At 42.7% G+C, this 24,560-nt stretch carries 19 protein-coding genes and 1 pseudogene; 9 read left to right on the top strand and 11 right to left on the bottom strand.

Annotation, left to right across the window (positions count from 1 at the left end):
* Nucleotides 1–2: 2 nt before the first annotated feature.
* Nucleotides 3–1,391 carry a chromosomal replication initiator protein DnaA gene (gene dnaA, locus Xind_RS25425; RefSeq protein ID WP_047678994.1) on the bottom strand — a complete coding sequence of 463 codons (1,389 nt, stop codon included), beginning with the start codon at nt 1,389–1,391 and terminating at the stop codon, nt 3–5.
* A gap of 764 nt (nt 1,392–2,155) precedes the next feature.
* On the opposite strand from dnaA, the gene rpmH reads away from it, so the two are divergent.
* The 5 genes from rpmH to mnmE all read left to right on the top strand — a co-directional run bounded on the left by rpmH (nt 2,156) and on the right by mnmE (nt 5,995).
* On the top strand, nt 2,156–2,296 hold the full coding sequence (gene rpmH / locus Xind_RS25420) for a 50S ribosomal protein L34 (RefSeq protein WP_038267117.1): 141 nt from the start codon (nt 2,156–2,158) through the stop codon (nt 2,294–2,296).
* 18 nt (nt 2,297–2,314) lie between these two features.
* Entirely contained in the window at nt 2,315–2,674 is a 360-nt protein-coding gene (rnpA, locus tag Xind_RS25415) for a ribonuclease P protein component (RefSeq protein WP_038267113.1), read from the top strand.
* Nucleotides 2,638–2,898, top strand: a complete 261-nt coding sequence (gene yidD, locus Xind_RS25410; protein ID WP_047678992.1) for a membrane protein insertion efficiency factor YidD — start codon at nt 2,638–2,640, stop codon at nt 2,896–2,898. Before rnpA ends, yidD begins: the two co-directional genes overlap by 37 nt.
* Before the next feature lie 2 nt (nt 2,899–2,900).
* Nucleotides 2,901–4,538 (top strand): membrane protein insertase YidC, encoded by a 1,638-nt coding sequence (yidC, locus tag Xind_RS25405; RefSeq protein WP_047678990.1) that lies wholly within the window; start codon nt 2,901–2,903, stop codon nt 4,536–4,538.
* A 92-nt stretch (nt 4,539–4,630) separates the two neighbouring features.
* Nucleotides 4,631–5,995 carry a tRNA uridine-5-carboxymethylaminomethyl(34) synthesis GTPase MnmE gene (mnmE, locus tag Xind_RS25400; RefSeq protein WP_047678988.1) on the top strand — a complete coding sequence of 455 codons (1,365 nt, stop codon included), beginning with the start codon at nt 4,631–4,633 and terminating at the stop codon, nt 5,993–5,995.
* Nucleotides 5,996–6,258: 263 nt separating this feature from the next.
* Here mnmE and Xind_RS25395 read toward each other — a convergent pair whose 3' ends face one another.
* From Xind_RS25395 to Xind_RS25380, 4 genes are all read right to left on the bottom strand, one after another.
* Nucleotides 6,259–7,074 (bottom strand): energy transducer TonB, encoded by an 816-nt coding sequence (locus tag Xind_RS25395; RefSeq protein ID WP_187650035.1) that lies wholly within the window; start codon nt 7,072–7,074, stop codon nt 6,259–6,261.
* 8 nt (nt 7,075–7,082) lie between these two features.
* On the bottom strand, nt 7,083–10,034 hold the full coding sequence (locus Xind_RS25390) for a TonB-dependent receptor domain-containing protein (RefSeq protein WP_047678984.1): 2,952 nt from the start codon (nt 10,032–10,034) through the stop codon (nt 7,083–7,085).
* Nucleotides 10,035–10,087: 53 nt separating this feature from the next.
* Nucleotides 10,088–11,563, bottom strand: a complete 1,476-nt coding sequence (locus Xind_RS25385) for a surface lipoprotein assembly modifier (RefSeq protein ID WP_187650034.1) — start codon at nt 11,561–11,563, stop codon at nt 10,088–10,090.
* A 93-nt stretch (nt 11,564–11,656) separates the two neighbouring features.
* Nucleotides 11,657–12,397, bottom strand: coding sequence for a Slam-dependent surface lipoprotein (locus tag Xind_RS25380; RefSeq protein WP_047678980.1), 741 nt, complete (start codon nt 12,395–12,397; stop codon nt 11,657–11,659).
* Nucleotides 12,398–12,800: 403 nt separating this feature from the next.
* On the opposite strand from Xind_RS25380, the gene Xind_RS25375 reads away from it, so the two are divergent.
* Nucleotides 12,801–13,565, top strand: a complete 765-nt coding sequence (locus Xind_RS25375) for an N-acetyltransferase (RefSeq protein WP_187650033.1) — start codon at nt 12,801–12,803, stop codon at nt 13,563–13,565.
* Here the strand turns inward: Xind_RS25375 and fdhD are convergent.
* Nucleotides 13,562–14,392, bottom strand: a complete 831-nt coding sequence (gene fdhD, locus Xind_RS25370) for a formate dehydrogenase accessory sulfurtransferase FdhD (RefSeq protein WP_047678976.1) — start codon at nt 14,390–14,392, stop codon at nt 13,562–13,564. The two genes, Xind_RS25375 and fdhD, sit on opposite strands and share 4 nt — an antisense overlap.
* 156 nt (nt 14,393–14,548) lie before the next feature.
* Complete coding sequence (locus tag Xind_RS25365) at nt 14,549–16,639, bottom strand: plasmid pRiA4b ORF-3 family protein (RefSeq protein WP_246432510.1); 2,091 nt, start codon at nt 16,637–16,639, stop codon at nt 14,549–14,551.
* 364 nt (nt 16,640–17,003) lie between these two features.
* Here Xind_RS25365 and Xind_RS25360 point away from each other — a divergent pair, with 364 nt between their 5' ends.
* Complete coding sequence (locus tag Xind_RS25360; protein WP_047678974.1) at nt 17,004–18,653, top strand: LTA synthase family protein; 1,650 nt, start codon at nt 17,004–17,006, stop codon at nt 18,651–18,653.
* A gap of 81 nt (nt 18,654–18,734) precedes the next feature.
* Here the strand turns inward: Xind_RS25360 and Xind_RS25355 are convergent, their stop codons facing one another.
* Nucleotides 18,735–19,391: a helix-turn-helix transcriptional regulator gene (locus Xind_RS25355; protein WP_047678972.1), complete on the bottom strand. Its 657-nt coding sequence runs from the start codon at nt 19,389–19,391 to the stop codon at nt 18,735–18,737.
* Between the two features lie 95 nt (nt 19,392–19,486).
* Here Xind_RS25355 and Xind_RS25350 point away from each other — a divergent pair, with 95 nt between their 5' ends.
* Nucleotides 19,487–20,902, top strand: coding sequence for an MFS transporter (locus tag Xind_RS25350; protein WP_187650032.1), 1,416 nt, complete (start codon nt 19,487–19,489; stop codon nt 20,900–20,902).
* A gap of 203 nt (nt 20,903–21,105) precedes the next feature.
* On the top strand, nt 21,106–22,167 hold the full coding sequence (locus Xind_RS25345; protein ID WP_052189378.1) for a TPM domain-containing protein: 1,062 nt from the start codon (nt 21,106–21,108) through the stop codon (nt 22,165–22,167).
* 387 nt (nt 22,168–22,554) lie between these two features.
* Here the strand turns inward: Xind_RS25345 and Xind_RS25340 are convergent.
* From Xind_RS25340 to Xind_RS25330, 3 genes and pseudogenes are all read right to left on the bottom strand, one after another.
* A pseudogene (locus Xind_RS25340) lies at nt 22,555–22,905 on the bottom strand (CmlA/FloR family chloramphenicol efflux MFS transporter); the annotation flags it as partial.
* Nucleotides 22,902–23,516 (bottom strand): tail fiber assembly protein, encoded by a 615-nt coding sequence (locus Xind_RS25335; RefSeq protein WP_187650031.1) that lies wholly within the window; start codon nt 23,514–23,516, stop codon nt 22,902–22,904. The pseudogene Xind_RS25340 and the gene Xind_RS25335, both read right to left, overlap by 4 nt.
* Entirely contained in the window at nt 23,516–24,493 is a 978-nt protein-coding gene (locus Xind_RS25330; protein WP_187650030.1) for a tail fiber protein, read from the bottom strand. Before Xind_RS25330 ends, Xind_RS25335 begins: the two co-directional genes overlap by 1 nt.
* Between the last annotated feature and the right edge of the window lie 67 nt (nt 24,494–24,560).

Raw genomic sequence — 24,560 nt, 5'->3', positions numbered from 1 at the left:
CGCTAGGAAGATAATGTTCTGATTAAGTTAGAAAAATCTTCTTTGATGTCATGACTTTCTTCACGCAATTGTTCTATTTTACGACATGCGTGCAATACGGTTGTATGGTCACGACCACCAAAGGCATCCCCGATTTCAGGCAAGCTGTGATTTGTCAGCTCTTTTGCCAGCGCCATTGCCATCTGTCTTGGACGGGCAACAGAGCGTGAGCGGCGCTTGGAAAGCAGATCAGCAACTTTGATTTTGTAATATTCAGCGACTGTTTTCTGAATATTATCAATAGTTACCAGCTTTTCTTGTAGAGCCAATAAGTCACGTAATGCTTCGCGTACAAAATCAATAGTAATCGCCCGGCCAGTGAAATTGGCGTTGGCGATGACTCTGTTCAAAGCGCCTTCGAGTTCACGGACGTTGGATCGCAGGCGTTTAGCTATAAAGAAGGCCACTTCCCCCGGTAACTGAATCTGGTTTTCATCTGCTTTTTTCATCAGAATGGCAACTCGAGTTTCCAGCTCCGGTGGTTCAATAGCAACAGTTAATCCCCAGCCAAAACGGGATTTTAACCGATCTTCAACGCCATTAATCTCTTTTGGATAGCGATCTGATGTCAGAATAATCTGTTGATTACCTTCCAACAGAGCATTGAACGTGTGAAAGAATTCTTCTTGTGATCGCTCTTTATTAGCGAAAAATTGAATGTCATCAATAAGCAGGGCATCTACTGAACGATAATAACGCTTAAACTCTTCTATCGCATTGTTCTGCAACGCTTTAACCATGTCCTGTACAAAACGTTCAGAATGCATGTATACCACTTTGGCATTGGCTTTACGTGCCATGATGCTGTTGCCGACAGCATGTAAAAGGTGGGTTTTACCCAATCCCGTGCCTCCATAAAGGAATAGCGGGTTATATGCTCCTCCCGGATTATCGGCAACTTGTCTGGCTGCTGCCCTGGCGAGTTGGTTGGATTTACCTTCAACAAAGTTATCAAATGTATGTTTCGGATTTACGTTTGAACGATAGGATAACTCCGGCTGCGCTTTTGCATTATCCCAGCTCGGACGTACAGATAAACTGGATGGAGCAGTAGCCACCGGCATATCAGCAATGATTTTCTGAGACGTAGACTGGCTCGGTGAAACAGGCTTATTACCCACTTCAAAACGCAGTAATGGTACTTCAGGACCACAGAAATCATTTAATAACAAATTGATATTATTTATATATTTCTCTCTAACCCAATCCAATACAAAGCGATTAGGCGCATAAAGAGCCAAAGTGTTATTACTTAGTTCTGCCTGAAGGGGTCGTATCCACATACTGAATTCTGTGGCAGGTAACTCATCCTGCAAACGGGCAAGACATTGCTGCCAAAGCGAAAGTGACACGGCAAACTCCCCTAAAACAAGACCAATAAAAGAAACTGGAATAAATAGATACGTTATACTGGGCACAAGACATTACTATTTACCGATGAGAACGTTTTGACCGATAAGAATATTACCGATAAGAACATCTACCGATGAGAAAGCTCGCAGTACCTTGTGGCGACTTTTACTTTCATCGCTCTCCCAACGATCCGTACAGCGAGATCGGAATCGTGACCAATGATCATAACGCAAAAGACGATATAAATCCTCATTCTTTTACACAGCTTTGACGCTTTTTATCCACAGGGAGATCACCACGCGTTGGTACTCGTAGAATATAAAGCCCATAGAAGATACTGTAGTGTAATCATGGTATATAGCAAATCCCATTTAGTTATCGTTTAAAATTCAAAGGGAAAACAGCAGTATAATTACCAACCAAATGTCAGGATCTGTGTTGCATCCTTGCGCTTTATTACACAGTCCGTATAATCTTGCACCCTGTGTGTAATGCCGAACGATTTTTTTCCGGCTGTGGCTGGTGGAAGTCAGGGTTAACACTTTAAATAGCAAAATATTAGGTAGCAACAAGTCTGACACCGATTGAAGCGCGGTCAGGCTCGCGTCATCTTGGATTGACTAAGGGTAGTACATTTTATTACAATCCTGCCTCTTTCTATATATTGATGTTGCGATTGAGGCATCGGTGTCTACTTATTTCTCACTGGTCGCCAACGCATTTGCTGAATCAGTTACAAATTTTAAGTTAGGTAGAAATCGCTATGAAACGCACTTTTCAACCATCCGTACTGAAGCGTAACCGTACTCACGGCTTCCGCGCTCGTATGGCCACTAAAAATGGTCGTCAGGTTCTGGCTCGCCGTCGTGCGAAAGGCCGTGCTCGTCTGACTGTTTCTAAGTAATAAAGCTAACCATTCCAAGTGGTTAAGCTCGCTTTTCCGAGGGAGTTACGTTTGTTAACTCCCGAGCATTTCACTTATGTTTTCCAGCAGCCACAACGGGCAAGTTCCGCAGAGATCACCATCCTTGGACGCCTTAATGAGCTGGGGCATCCCCGCATCGGTCTAACCGTCGCCAAAAAAAATGTTAAACGCGCCCATGAGCGTAATCGTATTAAGCGATTGGCTCGTGAAAGTTTTCGTTTAAACCAACATAAATTGCCTTCCATGGATTTTGTCATTTTGGTGAGGAAAGGGGTCGCTGAGCTTGATAATCGTGAGCTAACGGAAACGTTAGGCAAATTATGGCGTCGTCACTGTCGCTTGGCTCGCGCCTCTTGATTATTTTAATCAGAGGTTATCAGTTAGTGATTAGTCCACTACTGGGGCCTCGTTGTCGTTTCAACCCTACTTGTTCCCAATATGGTATTGAGGCATTACGCAGGTTTGGAATGATAAAAGGCAGTTGGTTAACGGTGAAACGCGTATTAAAATGCCACCCTTTACACGAAGGTGGTGATGATCCTGTCCCACCTAGAAAAAACGAAGATAACAGAGAACATTAACGATGGATTCGCAACGCAATCTCCTTCTCATCGCTTTGCTGTTTGTTTCGTTCTTGGTCTGGCAGGCGTGGGAGAATGATAAGAACCCACAACCAACAGTACAGATCTCGCACCAAACAAGTACGCTGGGTAGCGAAGCAGGCAATGGGCAAGGCAAACTGATCACCGTGAAAACGGATGTGCTTACGTTGCACATCAATACCCGTGGTGGTGATATTGAAGAGGCTGACCTGCTGGCCTATCCTGATACTATGGGTTCCAAAACACCATTCAAACTGCTTGAATCAACCCCTGAATTTACTTATCAGGCTCAAAGTGGATTAGTGGGTCAAGATGGTCCTGATAACGCAAAACGTTATAAAGAACGTCCTTTATATAGCACAACACAAACGAATTATGTTCTGGCTGATGATCAGAATGAGTTGCGTATTCCGATGACTTACACTGCGCCGGATGGTGTAGTTTACGTTAAAACATTTGTTCTGAAACGTGGCGATTACGCGGTTTCAGTTGATTACAGCATCGATAACGTGACTGACAAGCCATTAGAAGTTGCGTTTTTTGGTAAGCTGAAACAGAGCGTTGAGTTACCAACGCATCGTGATACAGGTAGCAACAACTTTGCTCTGCACACTTATCGTGGTGCTGCTTATTCATCAGATGATGAAAAGTACAAAAAATACAGCTTTAGTGATATTGAAGATAAGGATTTATCTTTATCTACAAAAGGTGGCTGGATAGCGATGTTGCAGCAATACTTTGCTACAGCTTGGATCCCGAATCAAAACGAAACCAGCACTTTCTACACTCGACATCAGGATAAAAAATTAGCGGAAATCTGGTATCAAGGTGCTTCTGTTGATGTCGCTCCTCACAGTAAACAGTCCGTTTCTTCTACCTTGTGGGTTGGCCCTGAAATTCAGGACAAAATGGCAGCGGTTGCTCCACATCTGGATCTGACTGTTGATTACGGTTGGTTGTGGTTTATTTCCCAACCTTTGTTCAAACTATTGAAATTCCTGCATGAGTTCATCGGTAACTGGGGCTTTTCCATTATTGCGATTACCTTTATCGTGCGTGGTATCATGTACCCGCTGACTAAGGCGCAATATACCTCTATGGCGAAAATGCGTCTGTTGCAGCCGAAAATTACTGCGATGCGTGAGCGTTACGGTGATGATCGTCAGCGCATGAGTCAGGAAATGATGGCGTTGTACAAGACAGAGAAAGTAAACCCATTGGGTGGCTGTTTGCCTCTGTTGATTCAGATGCCAATCTTCCTTGCATTGTATTACATGCTGATGGGATCTGTTGAACTGCGTCATGCACCATTTATGGGCTGGATTAAGGACTTGTCTGCCCAAGACCCGTATTACATCCTGCCATTGCTGATGGGTGTGACTATGTTTGTGATCCAGAAACTGTCACCAACTACCGTCACTGACCCAATGCAGCAGAAGATCATGACTTATATGCCAGTCGTGTTTACTATCTTCTTCCTGTGGTTCCCGTCTGGTCTGGTGCTGTATTATATCGTCAGTAACCTGGTTACTATTATCCAACAGCAGGTTATTTTCCGCAGTCTGGAAAAACGTGGGTTACATACTCGCGAAAAGAAAGTAGACCTTTCTAAAAAATAAGTCTTTTAAAAATAGATTTTTTAAAAAATATAATAGAGGGCGGTCATTGGCCGCCTTTGCTATTTCAGAAAATGGGTAAAAGAGAGAATTTCATGAATACCACCGATACGATAGTCGCTCAGGCCACTCCTCCGGGACGAGGCGGTGTAGGCATTCTGCGTATTTCTGGCCCCAAAGCTGCGGAAGTTGCTGAGGTGGTATTGGGAAAACTCCCGAAACCCCGTTATGCCGACTACCTGCCGTTTTGTGATCTGGATGGTTCTGTATTAGATCAAGGTATTGCCCTTTATTTTCCTGGCCCTAACTCATTTACCGGTGAAGATGTGCTGGAGCTCCAAGGGCATGGCGGGCCGGTTATTCTTGATTTACTGTTGAAACGTATTCTGGCAATTTCCGGTGTACGCATCGCAAATCCGGGAGAGTTTTCTGAGCGCGCATTTCTGAATGATAAACTTGATTTAGCTCAGGCTGAGGCAATTGCGGATCTGATTGATGCCAGCTCAGAACAGGCTGCCCGTTCTGCAATGAACTCTTTGCAAGGAACATTCTCCAAACAGGTTCATCAAATGGTGGAAGCGCTGACTGACCTGCGTATCTATGTTGAAGCGGCGATTGATTTTCCTGATGAAGAAATTGATTTTCTTTCCGATGGCAAGATAGAGGCCAAGTTGGATGAAGTGATTGCAGAACTTGAGCAAGTTCGTTCACAAGCACGTCAAGGCAGTCTTTTGCGTGAAGGGATGAACGTGGTGATCGCCGGTCGTCCAAATGCAGGTAAATCCAGTTTGCTGAATGCGTTGGCTGGCCGTGAAGCTGCGATTGTCACCGATATTGCGGGGACAACACGTGATGTTTTACGCGAGCATATTCATATTGATGGCATGCCGTTGCATGTGATTGATACCGCAGGTTTGCGTGAAGCCAGTGATGAAGTAGAACGCATTGGTATCGAACGCGCATGGCAAGAAATCGAACAAGCTGACAGAGTACTGTTTATGGTGGACAGTACGACAACCAATGCTACCGAGCCTGCACAAATCTGGCCGGAATTTATGGCAAGTCTGCCTGCATCTTTGCCTATTACGGTTATTCGTAATAAAACAGATATGACCGGAGAAGAAACCGGTGTATCAGAGGTAAATGGTCATTCATTGATCCGCCTTTCTGCCCGTGAAGGTGATGGCATTAATTTGCTGCGTGATCATCTAAAAGAAACCATGGGCTTCAACAGTAATACCGAAGGCGGTTTTCTTGCCCGCCGTCGTCACTTACAGGCCCTGAATACCGCAGCAGAACATTTGCAGGAAGGTCATCAACAATTAGTATTTGCCCGTTCAGGAGAGTTGTTGGCGGAAGAACTGCGTTTAGCACAACAAGCATTGAGTGAAATCACGGGAGAATTTACTTCTGATGATCTGCTTGGCCGGATTTTCTCAAGTTTTTGTATTGGGAAGTAATATTCTGAAAGTCCCAAAAACATAAAGCTATTTCAAATGATATCGGCTGATTTGAAAAATTTTATTCACTGAGGGAAAGGATTCTAATCCATTGTGCTCCGATTTTAGTTTTTTGGAGCACAGTTTTTGGAGCTTTAGTTATCCCCGTAATACGGTATAAATTCCGGGAAAAATTTTTCAGTAAAAATTGCGGGTTCATGCAAGAAGTGATGAAAAGAACCGGAATATCCAGGGCAACTGACTTCAAGCTAAAAAACGATTTGTCAATCCAACTCAAAGCTAATTTTCAGTGTGATATCTGCCGCCAGATTTGCAGGTTTCGGGCCAATGGATTTAGCAAGACTGAGTGCTTTTAAAGCCTCATTATCCATTGCACTGTAACCGGAGGATTGAACGACTCTGGCTGTGGTGATGGAACCATCATCTTGCAGTGTAAAATTGACGGTAACCGTACCTTCCTGCCTCATTCGTTTTGCTTTGCGGGGATAACGTTTATGACGTTCAATTTCCTGTCTGAGTTTTGTGCGGTAATTATCTGATTCACTATGACCTTGACCCATCACTGGTTGTGAAGTTGCCGCTCTGCTCATGCCGCCTTGTGAATTGATCTGCTCAATGCCATTGGTTTCCAGCTCTTTTAGGTGCTGTTTCTGAGCGGATTGAACGGATTGTTTTTCTCCATTTTCTTTTGGTTTTTCTTTCCGCTGCTTTTTCGGCTTTTGAATGTTAACTGGCTCGACAGGTTTCTCGATCTTTTTTTCTGTTTGAACTTTTTTATCCAGTGTAATTGCTGGTGTTGTTGGTGATTCAGGAACAGTTGGCAATAGCTGAGATAATTCAACAAACTCCGGTTCCTCCTTCCACGATGAAACCGCTACCATAGTGATCGAAAACTCTTTTTCAGGCGAATTTTGGTTGAGATGTTGAGCACTCTCATCGTAAGAATCTGTATGTCGGTTTAACAGCCATATCAGACTGGTATGCACTAAAACAGCAATCAGGATACCAACCAGAAAGCGTTTATTGAGTGTCAATGGAACATAGTTAACAGGGTTGTCTGATATCGCTGTGTTGATCATATTATCCTCTAAAACTGGCTGGTAAGACTGAGTTTAAAGGTTCTGCCCGGTGCCGGTATCATTGAGCGCGTCAGCGGATCAAGATAATAGCGGTTGGTTAAGTTAGTACCAGTCAGCTCCATTGATAGGGTAGGGGTGATCTGATAGCTAACATAAGCATCGACAGTGAATACCGGATTCCAGCGCATTGGATTGTTGGACTGCCCTTTGTAAACATCTGGCAAGATATTCATCAGCCATTTTTCATCTTTGTTTTCCGCTCCGCTGTGATAGAGCATCCGGCTGCCTAGCTCCAGTTTTTCATCAAACAGACGTCCGCCGATATTCAGATTAGCTGAATATTTCGGTTGAATGGAAGTACGCAGATAACCTCCTGGAAAACCACCGTCAATACACTCAGGGATACCATAACGATTCTGGGAGTCGATTCTTGCGACTGAGTTATTGTCACACACCTTGTTTTTCATATTGTAGACCAAGCCAATATCGGTAAAAACACTACCGTTGTCGTAACGCGCCTGTAACTCCAGACCAGCCAGTTTTTGTTTATCCAGTTGGGAGAAACGATAGGTATTATCCCGGTCGAACACATTTTCAATAACAGTATTGTAATAGGAGAGTTTGATATCGGCATTGCGTTCAGCATTAACCAATTGGCTGAAATCATAGACGAAGCCCACTTCTGTGGTTTTGGCTCGTTCTGGTTTGAAGTTTAGGCCTGTGTAATTTGCTTTAAAGCCTGAAAAGCCGACAGTATCTTCAAAAATACTCGGCATTCTTACTGCTTCAGCATAACGGGTATAGATTCGGAGATTGTCGGTGATATAGGCCGTAGCAGAAAATGTTGGTGCCCATGCGTGATCCTTACGTTTTGGGGCTGGTTCCCAGGGATTGGTAGGATCAGAGCCAGATACACTATTTGCATCGACTACCATGCCGTATTCATATTTATAAACTTCTTTGCCAGTTATTGGATCGATGATTCTCTCATTCATATCAAGCTGACCGTTGAAATAGGGGTTTTGGTTCTTTTTGAGCTGACCATTACTGGAATCATATTCCCAAGTGAATTCTTCTTGAACCATCCAACGCATCTGCTCATGGCGATCAATTTTGGATTTAATTTTTTTTACTTTATTACGTAACTCTTTTTTTTCTTTTCTGTTAAGTTTGGAATAATAATCGTTATTCTGCTTTTTCTTAAAATATTCCGATTCTTCTGCTGTTAGTGTTCGCCAATAACTCATCTCATGCCCGATGGAATCACCCACTTTTTTATAACGTCCATCTCTCGCGGCACGACGTTCATTGAGAAAATCATCTTTGGACCAATAGGAAACACGTTTAGCACCCGCGCTTAATGCCAGCCATGAAGCAGGGCGCCAATCAAAGTTAAAAGCGAGATTGATTTCTTGACGTTGCCCTTTCCTTGCCGGTGACTGGAAAAAGTACATATTTTGGGGATTATACTCATCGTTGGAATCCAGATGTTCGCGTTGGAAATTTCCTATCAGGGTCAAGTCCAGATTGCGGGTCAGCTCAAATTTATTAGAAATATCCACGCCCCAGCGATTATTTTGGGAATTGGTGACGGCTGTATTTATCAATGTGCCATCAATATCGGGGGTCTTTTTGTCGCGCTCGTTTTCCCATTTATAATCCCGGCTAACCGGACTACGGGGATATCCACCCGCGGTATTGGTATTCCCTGTCGTGCGGGTTGTCCACAAGTTTATATCGAAATCGATATAGGGATTTTCAGCAGGGTGCCATTTATAAGTCAGGTTGGCTGCTTGTTGACGGACATTAGCCAGCGGCCATTGAGGAACCACATTATCTTCAGCAAGTACCATTGCCAGTCTTGAAGGCATAATATCGCCAAAATCCATGCGAGTATTGCGAAAACCAAGTTGTAGTGCTTGATCATCGGTGAAGTGCCAGGTGTTTTTGATTAACACAGATTGCATCTCACTGGAAGTATTAGGAACTTCATTACCGGGGCGGTAGATGCGGGCAGCAAAGGGCAAATAAGGGTCTAAACTTGTTTGTGGTTCAGTCATCAGTTTTTTATCGGCTTCTGTAACGGCTTCATCATAACGATGGGCTCCACCTTTACCGGCAAAATAGTTACCCTGACGGCGATAAGCATAAGCCAGCATCAAATCAAAATATTGCTGCCTTGTGCCCACGGCGATACGGAATGCATTGTCTTTGAAACCAAACAGTTTATTGTCTTTTGATGAATGTGGCGTGATTTTCAAGGCAGGATCAGTTTCAGCATCTTTGTAGGTAAAGTCAGGAATATCGCGGTAATCCTGCCCCAGTGACAAAGAAGGGATACGCTCTCTGACTGAATTACTACTGGTTTCCAGTTTGGTATTGATGCCAAACGTTTCTCCTTCCGGCACCACATCATCAATATTTAGTGTTTTGATAGCGACTGCGCCCCCGATAGATCCTTTGACTTTACGATTCAGGGAGGGGCCTTTTTCGATTTCAATACTGCTGATTAAGTTTGGGTCAATATAGTTGCGGTTATTAGCACCGTTGTAACCACGCCCAACGGTAATGGCCTGTTCCGTTCCATCAATAGTGACGGGAACACGTCCCTGCCCCTGAATACCACGGATATTAATATCTAAGGCACCACTATTGCGGGCATCACCGCTGTATACACCTGCGGCACCTTTAATGACGTCAGCAGGAGATGCACCTTTGTAGCGCTCGATCTGCTTTTTGCCGATATAGATATTAGAAATATCTTTGTCATAGACCGCATCATAACCGGTTTCATCTTTATGACTGCTATCTGTAACCCGAATTTTACCTAAATCAGTCTTGCCGTTTGGGGCTGTGGTCGCAGGTTTGGATTCAGCAAACAGAGGTGGTGCTGCCAGTGAAAATGCCAGTGATAAGGCCACTGTGGTGGGGGTAAGCCGGGTTTTGAGTCGATATGCCATTGCTATTTCCTGCCTCAATTATCATCGTACAAATAAAAATCATCAGATTTTGCTTAAAAATATTTTTCCAGCCTGATCAGCACTTCGTTTTTGTTAAAGCTGTACAACCAATCCACATTGCTGTGATTGCGTCGGTGGCGGAAAGTCACAGAGGGGGTCATGCCCAATATTTCAGCGGCAGGAATTTTGATAACAGCAGTGTAAATTTGCTCCGTATCCTGACGTCTGGCCCTAAGCATCGGGCTGTAAGCGCCAAAGCGCCGATCCCGCAGTGTGGCAAATAGTGAACCATTGATACCGCGGTAGATTTGCCCGGCAATCCCGGCACGTGCACCCCATTGTTGATAACGGTCTGCGGGATGCAGGTCGTTATCCCGGTAAACCCAGTCACCGCCGCCAAACAGGATAAATTCTTTGTTAATGGCGTGGGATAAGGTGAGGTAAGAAGAGGTGAGTGCGCCATCTTTTCTGCGGTAATGTTGCTGATGGCGCAATTGTTTGTGCTCAAGTTCAATATTAAGCGCTGTTTGGGAGGTAATTCCCCATCTCCACTCAGTTTTGAGACCTGTGGCGCGATAAAAGGTATCACCAGCCCGCTGCTTATATTCAAACACAGGGCCAAAAGAGATATTGTGGTTCCTGTTTTTATAATTATAGCCGCCGATTAGCTGGAAAGTGTTTTCGTTCTCATCATGGTAATCACGATAGTTTTCACCATAAATCAGACCACGCCCAAAAATACCGTGATGGCCGATAAGCTGGTAGCGCCGGTTTAATGTAGCATCATAAGACATCCCCCACGCCTTGATGGCTCTGGGGACTTGGCTTTGAAAGAATCGGTTATTCTTTAGGTCATAATACTGAGAGAAGCTTTCCTGATCAGGAGACATATTGACGTTATCGTTATAGGCATAACCAGCAGAGAATGAGCCACGCCAACCATTTCTCAGTTTTATGGCTTCCAGGTAACTGTTAATGTTCTTTAAAACTGCTTCTGGTAACTGTTGCGGTTCACTCGATGCTGAGAACAGGTCTTCAGCTTCCCGGTTTTTATGATCTTCAAAATAGACACGAGCTAATTCTAGTTTGATGCGAAGAAAATCGGGTTGTTGTTTCAGAATTTGTTGATAATGATAGGCAGCGAGATCCAGGTCACCTTCAAGACGTGCCAGCCCACCCTGGGCAAAATTCACCAACATAACATCATGCCCGGATAATTTTTGGTAAGCGGCGAGAAAGCGACTGACATCCGGCCATTGTCGGTGGTTTACGGCAAGATAGAGAGCCTGACCGATATCATTTAGATTATTTTCTACCTGAAATGTTCGCCCATTAATGACAATAGATGAAGCGTCGTCCTCGGTAAAAATGGGATCAGGGGTAATCAGATGGGTTTCTTTTTCCTGTTGATTATGTTGTGCCTCTTGCCAGATTTTATGTGAGGTATCTTCATCCGCATAAGTGGATAAAGAAAAGCATAAGGCTATCAATGCTGTTAATAATATTGGCGTTTTTCTATTGTCAAACATTGGGGAAACCAGATCACAAAGTTCATGCTATTAGAAAAAATAAAAACAGAGAACAGTGCCCATTTGGGGCACTGTTCTCTAAAAAATTAACAATTACTGTTTAGTACCACCGAAGGCGGTATCTTTGGATCTGTCATCGTCAAATTTGGCATATCCAGCCAGACTGGATGCATTATCTCCAAAGAAGTGACCTTCTGTTGTCCCGACAAGGTTGCCAATGTTAGCGTCGCCCTCAAACTTAGCATCGGCATAGATATCGGCATCAATATTTATTGTCATTGCAGCATTTGACATCGAACCAATCAGTGTTTTTTCACCAAAATCTGCGGTAAATTCACCGGACAGAGCATTATTACCGCTGTATTGGTTAATACCTGTTACTGTATAAGTTGCTGTACCATCGGTTGGAATGTTGGTAGTGACATCCTTGCCAGCGTAATAAACCGTATGGGTTGAGTCATCGGCATTACCCGTCTGGGACCATTCACCAAAGTAAACATCCGCATTGGCAACTTTGCTGAAATGAAATACTCCCATACTACCGTGCGTACCTGGAGCACCCGCCATTGAGATATTATGAATGCCATTATTATCGGCTGGAGCCATACGGGTCAGACCAGCAAACCCAGTGATCTGACCACCGTAGACGGAACTGACACCTATACCCGGTTCACCCGCTCCGCCACCGTGTGGACCACGACCCGCTTCGGTTTTCCCAACCTTAATATATGATGGTGTACTTACTTGACTCTGACCAAATCCTACTGCTGCCTGAGCCTGTGCCATAAATCCTAAGACGCCTACAGCGGCGACTAATACTTTAATCTTTCTCATTATTATCCTCGCTTGGAATAGGGGTTCCTTTTTACCCCATCATGAAAAATGAACTGATTTACTGCGCAAAGAAAATTACACTTTTCATATGATAATGTAAATGATAATAATTCTTGTTTGTTTTTTGTTGTGTAGGGTGGTTAAAAGAGGTTTTTATATAAGGTGGTGAATTTATTTAATTTTTTCTTTTTTTGATAGAAGGGGAACAATTTTCTTTTTGTCAAAAATGTGAGATTGGTAAACTTAAACACTTTATATTGTTGTGGTATTAATAATCTAATTTTATTCAGTGAAATAGTTATTTATACTCGGAGAAGCTTTTTTTTGCATGAGCATAACGCGAATTCTATTAAGAATGTCTTTATATTTATCAATCTGATATCTGTTTATTATGGAACCTGTTATGGACGCCAAAATCATTATTCAATCAGCTAAAGAAAGGGAAGATTTCAGGGAAGAATCTTATGATCTTATCAGTGCCAGTTGGCCGGAATTTGTAGATCATGGTGAGGTGGTCGAGCAATATTGGGATACGTTATATGAGCCTGATTTTAGTCATTTTCAAAAATGTGCCATCCTTAAACAAGGGCAACAAGAACGTCTGATTGGATTATTGAATTCAATTCCTTTTCCGTGGGAGCAAACTTCCTTAAATCAACTGCCTGACGATGGTTGGGATGCAGTATTGCGTAAGGGTGCAGAGGCTAAGGGAAAAAAGCAAGCAAATATGCTGTCAGCTTTGTCTGTGACTGTTGATCCTGAATTCCGTGGACATCATGTTCCGGCTTTATTAATTGATAGTGTGAAACAAACCGCGCGTGAAGCAGGGTTGCAAGGGATGGTTGTTCCTGTCAGGCCAAGTCTGAAAAGTTGTTATCCACTGCAAGATTTTGTCGAATACTGTAACTGGAAAAATGAAAAAGGGGAGCCATTTGATCCCTGGATACGTACTCATTGGCGTTTAGGGGCCAAAATCATCAAACCTGCACTCCGTTCGATGAATATTTACGGTACAGTGGAAGAGTGGCAAGAATGGATAGGTATGAAATTCCCACAAAGTGGGGAATACATCATTCCAGGTGGATTAGTGCCATTGGTGGTGGATACGGAGAAACAGATGGCCCACTACATCGAACCCAATTTGTGGGTGTTTCATAGCCTTGATTAATCTTTTAACCGTTGAGGGTGTGTATATATTGTTGCTCGTCCCGGCTTACAGAAACCTGCCAGTGTCAGGTTACATTTTTCCGCTACTTCGATTGCAAGTGAAGTAGCGGCAGAAACTGCAAACACTATTTCCACGCCACAATTGGCGGATTTTTGCACCATTTCGTAACTGGCCCGGCTGGAAACCAAAACAGCCCCTTGCTGCCAACCTGTTTTTGATCGCATTCCCAGTAACTTATCCAATGCAACATGGCGACCAACGTCTTCGCATCCACCCAGTAAATTTCCTTCTAAGTCAATCCAACCAGCAGCATGTGTACAACCCGTTATTGCACCGATATTTTGCAAACGGGGTAATTGTGAAAGCGCCTGATCCAGATAGCTTAATGAGAAATTTTGTGTAAAGGGCAGGGGAGTGATTGGGCGAAATATTTCAGATAGCTGTTCGGTGCCACAAATACCACAACCCGTTCTGCCAGCCATACTGCGACGGCGCTCTTTCAATTCAGCAAAGCGGCGACTGGAGAGTTCGATATGTAATTCAATGCCGCCGTGACAACTGATAATTGAATCAATACCACGAATTTCCTGCGGAGAAATGATCAGCCCTTCCGATAATGAGAAGCCGATTGCGAAATGTTCGAGATCTTTCGGACTTGCCATCATCACAACATGAGAAATGCCGTTGTAAACTAAGGCAATGGGGACTTCTTCTGCCACCCAATCCAGTTTGGGGCTGCTCAGATGGTTTTTTTGTTGTACATAGGTACGGGAAGTACCGCAAATCTCATGAGTGATTAAGTGGTTTCCTGACCTTGTGTTACCCATCTGCTTCATTCTCCATCGGATTAATTTATGATGCTGTTAATTGAATATCATCGGCTCAATCCGGCGCTTGCGTTGTCAGTAAAAATACCAGAGACTATTTTCTTCTCTGTTTTTACTGACTTTATTGATTGAACAGTTCTTTATTCGAATAAAAAACTATTCGAATAGTTTTCTGAGCCTATGATTCGCTTCTTGTTTATCAAAAGGTTCAAGTGATTCACTTGGGGACAACCCGATATATTCCAAGTGCTCTGCTTCATCTTCGGTCAATAGCTTTCTCTTTCTCAACTTGAGTAAATAATTCCATTCCCAAATACCGCCAGAATCTTCAGTTGGGCAGACTCCGTTACCTGCGGTAACTTTAGGCTGAAGGACATCTTTTTCAAGTACCTTCTCTACTGTTACCTGATGGAGCCAGTCATCACCAAAGTCATACTGGTAGTTGAGTTCATCACCAATATCACGTAAGAATAAACCAATACATACCTGGTCATAATTTTCTTCCGGGATTTCTATTCCCCCAAGTTCAAAACGGAACAGGTGCATATTTTCCCATCCCATGACATTTTGTATCACATCATGCAATTCATTCAGTGTCATCTGGTTACTGACTTGAACCCGACGCCAGATAGCAGGGCTTGCTTCCAGTAAGCTGATTTTGATAACCAACCCTTGTGGTGGGATTGAAGAAGAGAGGTCATCCAGATCCATAGTAAAAAGCCGAAAACTGAATTCAGACAGGGTATCAAATAAACCAAATCTCTTACGGTTTATCGCGGGATCGTGGAGCGCATGAGCCAAATCCAGATATTCATTCGTCAAACGTTTCTCTTCTGGTGGTAGCTTATATCTCTCGACAGCGGCGGAGTAAGTCAGACGCCCGGTAAACACGTCCTTGTTTGCATAATAGTAGAGTTTCAATAAGTCTCTGGGTTTTTTCGCTTTCAATATACATTCTTCTGGTGCCAGCCAGCTCATCATGAGCGCTGATTCAACAGATTGGCCGAGGCTGAAGTAACCGAGACGACTCTGCTCTTGCCGCTTCGGGTTTACCTCATAACCCAATTTCTGGCTCCATTGTTCAAGATTAAACTCTTCTGGTTGAGTCCAGTCGATAGGCAATTGTGACAACCAATAAAGTGAGTAAAGGTCGAGAGGTGTATTTTTAGCTTGCTGAACGGAAAAGATCCACGGTAGCACTTGTTGCAGCCAGTCTGGAGAAACAAGCGTAAATTCAACACTGGTATCGGTGCTTAATTGTGCTATTAACTCACTGAGTGTTTGGTCAGGGACGGTATTCAATAAGGTTTCCCGGATACCAGATTTAAAATCCAGCATCATACTTATCTGGTACTCCTTACCATCCAGTGTGGCTTTCATCATCATGCTAGCGCAATCATTACCGTCAACCTGGGTGGTGTATAGTTCGTATATTTCTGCTGTCGCCCGTGCCTTATGGTGTGCCAGTGCACGTTTTTTCCATCGCTTCAGATAGGGTTTAATTGAAGGATGACGGTTGAAACGGGCACACAGGTTTATAAGCTGTAAGTAGGATAAATGTTTCCAGGCAGAAGAAGAACATTGATCCAGCACTTGTGCACTGGTAAGCGCTATTGGTTCCTCAAAGTATTGAGTTAGCAAAAGTAGTGCATCAATACCCCATGAATACTGTATGACTTCCGACAGTATATAGTGTAACGCGTCAAGGGGGGCAACAGAAAAACCATCTTCAAAAAATTCAATGAATTCGATGCCGGATTGAAGATTAAGTTCATGAATGAGTTCTTTTAATTTAGGAGGATTTTGGGGAAAAGAAGCCACATTTGTGCTATCGGTATGTTTTGTAATATCCAACAATTGAGCAATGTCAGCTTTGATGTGAAACTGGTATCGCTTCAAGATTGAGGAACATAACAATACGTTTTCACTATGCAGCTCGAAGTTTTCTTTAGCATAATTTAGTATTAGTTCAATAGCTTGTTCAAATTGTTGTTTGACTTCCTTAGGTGAATTGACAGCGATTAATGCGAGTTCTGAGATGGCAACTTCAAGCCAATCTTGGACGCTGTCTCCTATATCATCCATAGTTTCTTCAGGTAGAGTTAATGCCGTAGTGATCATCAAAAAGATATTCTCTGGATTGGCAAACCACTGAACTTGCTTTGGGGTTAGATGTCGTTGCTTCTCTGGCTGGAGGGCATATTCTTCTATCGCAGAGCACAATTTTTCAGGTGTTAGTTTCATCATCAATCTCTTCTATTTTCAATATATTAATCAATAAGAATAACCATGATTGTACTGTCCAATCTAACCTAGATTGTAAATATAGTTATTAACAGGATTTCATTCTGATAATACTCTTATTTGTCACTATGATCGCCAATTTATTCAACAGATTTTAAATTTAATAGTTAATTGCGATTGAATTAATCAACATAGTGTTAACAGTAGAATCATGGTGATAGATTTTTTAAAAACTTACCCTTATCTGTCAGGTTGGCACATTAGGTACTGAAAGACTTGCTTTATTTTGTCTACAGTATGTCGGGAAACCTGTGCTATTTTCATCGGCTGGTATGAAACTGGACTCATGCATGGAACACAGTAAGGTATGAAGAAAAAAATAATCTCAGGGGTTTATTTGGGGGTATTGTTGCTCGCAGCTCTGGTATTAGTATTTGAAAAAAGTGCTGATATCTATCCCGCGTTAGTTTCTGTTGGTGTATTTAGTACGCTCTTTGGGCTGGTATTTCTTATTACAGCACGCGGGTTGTTTTCCGCAGTATTTACCGGAACCCTTTTTATTATCATCAAATTCCTCAACCAGCTAAAAGTTCACTACTATAAAGACCAACTGATGTTCTCTGATTTGAATATTATGCTCGATCCTTCAAATCAGGAAACTCTGCACCACTATTGGCTAGCCGGTCTTGCAGTAGTAGCGATGCTGGTTTGGCTAATCTTCAATATGTTCCTGAGCTGGAGAAGTGCAAATCCAGTGCGAGGGCTAAAATGGCGGGTGTTGAGTGTTGTATTGGTTGCTGCCGGTGTTGGGAGTGTCAATCTTACCGTCAATGCTTACCATAACGAATGGCAGGCTGAATTACCCAAAGGGCGTGGGACAATGACCAATATGGTGATGTCAGCTAAAGATGTAGAGTACCAATCTCCTAAATTTGGTGTATCAGCAGATTATTTTTTGCAGCAGGCGAAAAATGTCACTCTGCCTGAACCACAATCAGAGGTAAAACCGGATGTGGTTGTATTATTGCAGGAATCTACGGTTAACCCGCATATTTATCAGTTACCGACGAATACTCGGTTACCAGACCTTTTTATGTTTCAGCATGATGCGGGGGTCAGCGCGCAAAGTCCACTCCGGGTACAAACCTTTGGTGGTGGAACGTGGCTATCAGAGTTCTCTATCCTGACGGGATTAGATACTGATGACTTCGGCTCGCGTAAAAATTCTGTGTTTTATTTTGTGGTTGACCATCTGCAAAATAGCCTGTTTCATGCCATGAAAGATAATGGTTATTATACTGTGGTGCTGACGCCATTTAATAAATCTGCCTATCATGCCGGACATGCATACCAGACACTGGGTGTTGATCGCATTATCCAGCCACAAGAGTTGGGTTATCCAGCAAGTATGGATGAGAATTTGTGGCAGATCAGGACACAAGATGTATTGTCTTACGTGAAAACTCTCCTGACTGAGGAGACGGATAAACCCATCTTTATTTACGCTCTGACTATGTACGAGCATGGGCCTTATGAAGAGAACCATAGCGACGATTATGGATTGACGGGCAAACTTGAAACTTCATCGGCAATAGGAAAATTCAGCCACTATATGGAAAAGATCACGACATCGGATCCATCTATCAAAGAATTCAGTGAATTTGTGGCTAAACGCGATAAGCCGACCGTTTTTCTCTCATTTGGTGATCATCAACCTAATATCCATTTTAACCAATATTCCTCTTCACTGCCTGATCCGGCGTATCTGACTCAATTTACGATGCGGGATAATCTGAAACAGGGAACGCCTATTACCATCGGCAAGCTGACAGATATTTCTTTTCTCGGCGGGATGATTTTGGAAAGGGCTCGGTTAACCGTTCCACCTTTCTATCAGGCTAATATAACGATGCGTCATTTATGTGGTGGTGAGCTTAATGACTGTCAGGACAAAGCACTGGTGGAGAGCTATAAGCATTATATTTACCAGCAGTTATCTGTGGCAGGTAAAGAATAACCTGGCTGTTATGTAAATATTAAGCAAATAAAACCTACATGCGCTCAATCGTGTAGGTTTTATATGTAAGCTTTATCTGGTCTATTTCAATGGTGTAATGCGGTAAGCACAGCGTCGGGCACCGTTCAGAATATATTCAGTTCTTTCCACTTGTGCTTGCAGAATTTCCCGAAACATTTTGAGCTCAGCGCGACAAAAACCCTGGCATATGCTGGCGGCAGCACAGATTGGGCAGTGATTTTCAACAAACAAAACTGAATTATCTTCCTGAACGATATATTGAGCCATATAACCTTCCTGGCAGCGTATCTTAGCCAGACGCTCAATTTTTTCCTGTAATCCAGTTGCTCCTTCCATTGCGATTTTATAATTATCAGAAACTTCTTTTTCACGAGATTTGATAATGAAATCCAACGTTGATTCACCCAATTGATCGCGGATAATCGTAATCATCTGGACGGTTAATTCTGCATGAGTATTGGGAAATTTAGCGTTCCCCTTGTCGGTCAGATACCAAAGCTGAATAGGGCGACCGACTCCCCTTGTTTCTGAGTGCCCTTCAACCAGACCCTCTTTAGCCAGCTTCACAAACTGTTGGCGGGCAGCTTCCGCAGTGGTGCCTAATATCTTACCAGCATCAGCAGATTGCATAGCACCTCGCGTTTTTAATAGCATCAATAATCGTTCACTCACAGAGTGTGGCGTTATCATGCTATTTTCCAAGTCAATGCTTGACATATTGTTAGACCTGACAGTAATTTATTCCAAGATTTATCTTGTTTAATTTAACGTAACAAATTTCACAACTCAACCTGAGTTCAGGAATAATCATCATGACAATAACTGAGGAAAATCGCTGGAGGGATCTGTTTTCCAGTAAAAATGCACCGAGTGCGATAGCGCTTTCACTGGGTGTGGGATTGATGGCTGTTAATACTTTGATTGCGATTACGATTTTGCCTTCTGTTGTAAAGGATATCGGGGGATTGAACCTCTATGCCTGGAATACAACGTTGTTTGTTGTCGCATCTATTATCGGATCGATACTCTCAGCACGACTGCTGAGTGCATCAGGTGCAAGAAATGCTTATTTGGTTGCTGCCCTGGTTTTTTTTATTGGCAGTCTATTTTGTACTTTCGCACCAACAATGGAAATTATGCTGATTGGGAGAGCCATTCAGGGGCTTGGAGGTGGATTTCTCTTTGCACTTTCCTATTCAATGATTAATCTGGTATTTGCACAATCGCTTTGGCCACGAGCGATGGCATTAATTTCAGGGGTATGGGGGGTGTCAACCCTTATCGGGCCAGCTATTGGTGGTATTTTTGCTGAAATGAATGTGTGGCGTTATGCGTTTGGCATTATGTTGCCTATTATTTTGTTGTATGCCTTATTCACTTATCGGATTCTCCCCAAAAAACAGGTAGAGAATACAACGAAAACAGCGTTACCCGTTGTGCAGCTTATTCTGCTATCCGCTGCTGTACTCGCAGTCTCCGCAGGGAGTTTGTCACAAGATGTGCGTATCAATATTCTTGGCATTGTGACAGCAGTAATATTGGTATCCTTATTGGTTATCTATGAATCCCGCACTTCAGCAAAATTATTTCCAGAGAATGCGTTGAATTGGCACTCTCCCCATTTGATCTTATTCGCGACTATATCGCTTTTAGTGATAGGGCTGGCGGGTGATGTTTTTATTCCCTACTTTCTGCAAATTCTGCACGGGAAATCTCCTTTAGCTTCTGGTTATATGGTTGCCACTGCGGCAATTGGTTGGACGATTGGGGAAATGCTCAGTGCTAGTTGGCAGGGTGAGAAAATTCGCTTGGCGATTGTAAGTGGTCCTGTCTTCATGCTTATTGGTATGTTGATATTGCTTGTCATGTTGCCTTATCAGTCAGCGGGAGAGTGGCAAATAATCCTACCGATAATTTTTGGCTTGGGGCTATTTGGTTTTGGTGTCGGTTTTGGTTGGCCTCATTTGTTGACCCGCATTTTGCAGGTTTCCAATGATACTGATAAAAATATTGCCGGTTCATCTATTACTACTGTTCAGCTATTTGCCACAGCATTTGGCTCTGCATTGGCTGGCATGGTCACTAACATATTTGGATTTTATCAGCCCGGTGGCATTGAGGGCGCAGTTTCTTCTTCCCATTGGTTATTTTTACTTTTCACTATTGCACCAATATTGGCATTATTGACTGCATGGAAATCAGCAAGGATTACAGTAGAACAGCAGTAAAATAGGCAAATGGTATAATCTGTGCATTGGCTTTCTATGGAAAACCAATGCATAAAAAGTATCGGTTTTTGCAGAATATCAGCCATATTAAATTCCTTTAATACCCATCAATTCATTTAGATAATTACGATATTAGACGTAACAAGATAGGTAAATATAATATGATATGGAAAGATGTTATAAAATAAAACTAAGGATATTTGATGTTCATGATTTCCAATCTACCAATGGATGGTTTAAGTACCAACATAAAACATACCCAAAGATATAGCCGCTCAATAATAAAACATGTTTTGATACTATTTATGCTCTTCTTTAGCATAAGCAGTGTATCAGCAAAAGAGAGCCGACAAGAGACGACGCTCGTTGAAGTGCCGGCACTTACCCAGAGTGTAACGGATGTATCCAATGTCCTAACCAAGAATGAACACCAACGTTTGACTCGCAAACTGAAAAAATTGCAATCAGAACACAAAGTTCAAATGGCGGTTTTGATTATTCCGACGACAGGGAGTGATAGTATTGAAACCTTTGCTTCCCGCGTATTCACTGAATGGAAACTAGGCAGTAAACAACGTAATGATGGCATTCTGTTTTTGGTGGCATCAAATGATCATAAGATGCGTATTGCCGTTGGCTCCGGGCTTAAAAAGCAGCTAACGGAAACTCAACTGGCAAATATTTTACGTAAGGATGCGAAGCTTGCTTTCAAAGAGGATGACTATTATGAAGGTCTCAATAATAGCATTGAGTCCCTTGAATCCTTGGTAAAACAACCTTGGCAAGAGAAGGCGTCGCAAGAAACATCGAAGATTACGCAGGCTTTTGAAGACGACAACAGCGATACTTCCGACAACATATCAGATAAAGATTTTTCGAATCTGCTGATTTTTTGGTTGATCGGCCTGATATCTTTGCCACTGCTGGTTTTCCGCAAAGGTGGCCGGTTTAAGCGTTTCCTCAAGAGTGCATCAACGGTGGCTGTCTGTACTTTTGTTCTCAGTTTGGTTGGTATTTTTCCTACTATCCCGTTGGGATACTATCTGATGATTTTCTTCTTACCCGTAATCCTGATACTTGTTGTGCTCTTTTTCGGTGCATCGTTACTGGGCAGTTTATTCAGTAGTCTCTTTGGTGGGTTATTTGGTGGTTCCGGTTCAGAATCTCCTACTACTGCTACTGAGCGTACGGCAAACCCTAACGATGACAGTTTTTCCGGTGGTGGCGGAAAAAGTGACAATGATGGTGCATCAGGGGATTGGTAACCTGTTTGGTTAGAACCTGATTGTTAAGCAGACATGCTTTTTATACGTAATATAAGAACATGTCTGCTTTTTTGTACGCTTAACTAAAATATCTTCTCCATTTGGTCGATAGGGTTTTAATCGTGAAGAATTGGCATAATTATTTACCTATATTTTAGTTTATTACATGGCATATCGATAATTCCAACATTGAATATTCAAGATGTTGAAATTTTATCGAAGGCGAAATCTGACAGGTTTTGTTGATAATTCACACAACGTATTACCATTTTTACTATTTGAATAATTCGAATTAAACCAATTGCTTGAAATAGAATATTGTCAGAACACGCGATATGAGACTTCAGAAAGAAGTTATTCATATCGCGGTATCTATAGATCATCCACTTAATGATTTTGATCCGATTGCTTGTACCCTTCATTGTTAATAAAACAGGATAAACAAAGCACTACGGTTGCCAGAACTAGGCAATAAGCGACAATTGGCCAGGTAGTCGCATTGGATAAAAAGGTAATGGTGAGCGTTCCGCCTATTCCCAACAATAACCCTCCCAGACAAGAGTAGAGTGCTGTTACAGTGCCGGCCATATGATCAAAACCTTGTAGTGCGCCATTAGGTGCAACAGAAATCGCCATAGAAACTCCAACACCGACGAACCACATTGGGACGATGAAACCAAATACTGACTTAGGTATGAGCGTTTCCCCAACAGACAGCAATAGTGCTCCTGTTATCACTTTGGTTGTTCAGGCCATACGATATCAGGGGCAATTGAGCAATCCACCCGACTGAGCAACACCCGGTATTTACGCCATGCAGTGAATGCAGATTTTTCGGCATCAGTGGCAATACCTAAATCGACGGCATCCTGTAGTGGAGCAATCCGATGAAACACCTCAATCAGCAATTGTTGTTTCTGAGATTTTGCCTGCTGCACTTCATGTTGATGCTGTGCTTCAATATCCGTCACCCACTGTGTACCATTCCATTTATCAAAGGGAGTTTTCGGCTCCAGTAGCGTGAGTTCTGTGGGAAGATCCCCAATTTCCATTATCTCAATATGTTCACGAGTCTGAATATGGTATGCCTTTTTACCCCGGTAATCTGATACATACTCCCATGATTTGCCGTCAACTGTCCGGCAAATCACCTTATTCGGCGCTTTGGGCAGTTTGGGTTCATCCAGATACGATCCCGCAGATAAAGTAACACCAATAAAGGTACGTTCCAGTTTTGTTCCGATATATTCCCGGTTTACCGCATTCGTGCAATAAACCTGTACCCAACCATAGGACAGAGCAAATCCATTTTCGTCAAATTGTATCGGTGGTTCTGTTGGTTGAGTCATTACCTTCCCCTTACTAAAAATATCACCGCAACATTTTTCATCCTATTTTCAGCCGATGTCGGGACAACGGAAGATGCACGAAATTTTCGATCTTCATAAACGTAGCCATCGTCTCCAAATGCGTCACTGTAAACGTGACTTCCTCTACCTTGGTCAATGGTGGAAAATACTCCAGTTGTATGATCGGAAATCTCATCTGTTTTACGACTACCTGTCCTAATTACTCCTGTGATATCTCTGATAGCATCAGCCTGAAATGATCCCAATACCCTCCCAACCTCTGGGTCAACACTTCCGGTTTTATCCCATCCACGAGGCACATAACCCCGCCAATCTGGCAGATTTCCTGAAGGGTAGTGTTTGAGTAATTCAGGATATTTATTAGGGTCAATTTGTCCGCCCTCCATCGGCAGGAAGTTATTGGGATGCGGTAGATCACTGCACCACATTAAAATACCACCGATGGGAACTGCCAATAATTCAGCGTCTTCTTTTTTGATAAGCTCACTAATCAGCATAGTTGTCACATTTTGGCTCATCACAAGATCATTAGATACCCCAGTTTGTTGAACAATAGCTGATTTTGGCAAGGCATTTTCCGCCTGATTGACTGTATCTCGTAATCCGAGATTATTTACAAAAGTGTCTTTATCAGGAATATCAGCTCCGTTCTGGTCTTTCGCTAAGCGGGTATTGGCATTGTTATTCGCATTGTTGGCGTTTTGGTAGGCTGTATTGGCTAGGTCATAGGCTACTTTCACTGCTTTTGGTGTTGCTGCGTTAGCCTCGCTATCACTGCTGACATCATTGCTCAGGGTAACAAATCCTTTATCACGTAGCGTTGCATCTGGATGGTTGCGACTTAGGGCGTGTTTTTCTATCGCTTCTTTGATTGAATCTTTGATATATTCCGGTGTTGTAACGATCACAAGACCGCTATCATCTAATGCCTTTGTTTCAGGTTTTTTATCTTGCATATTTATTCCCTCATTTAATCAACAATACATATTGCTAAATAACATGAAGGCGGTGGGAGACTTCTCC

Source organism: Xenorhabdus indica, from assembly GCF_014467235.1.
Classification (GTDB): domain Bacteria; phylum Pseudomonadota; class Gammaproteobacteria; order Enterobacterales; family Enterobacteriaceae; genus Xenorhabdus; species Xenorhabdus indica.
This window is presented reverse-complemented; position numbering and strand designations above follow the sequence as displayed.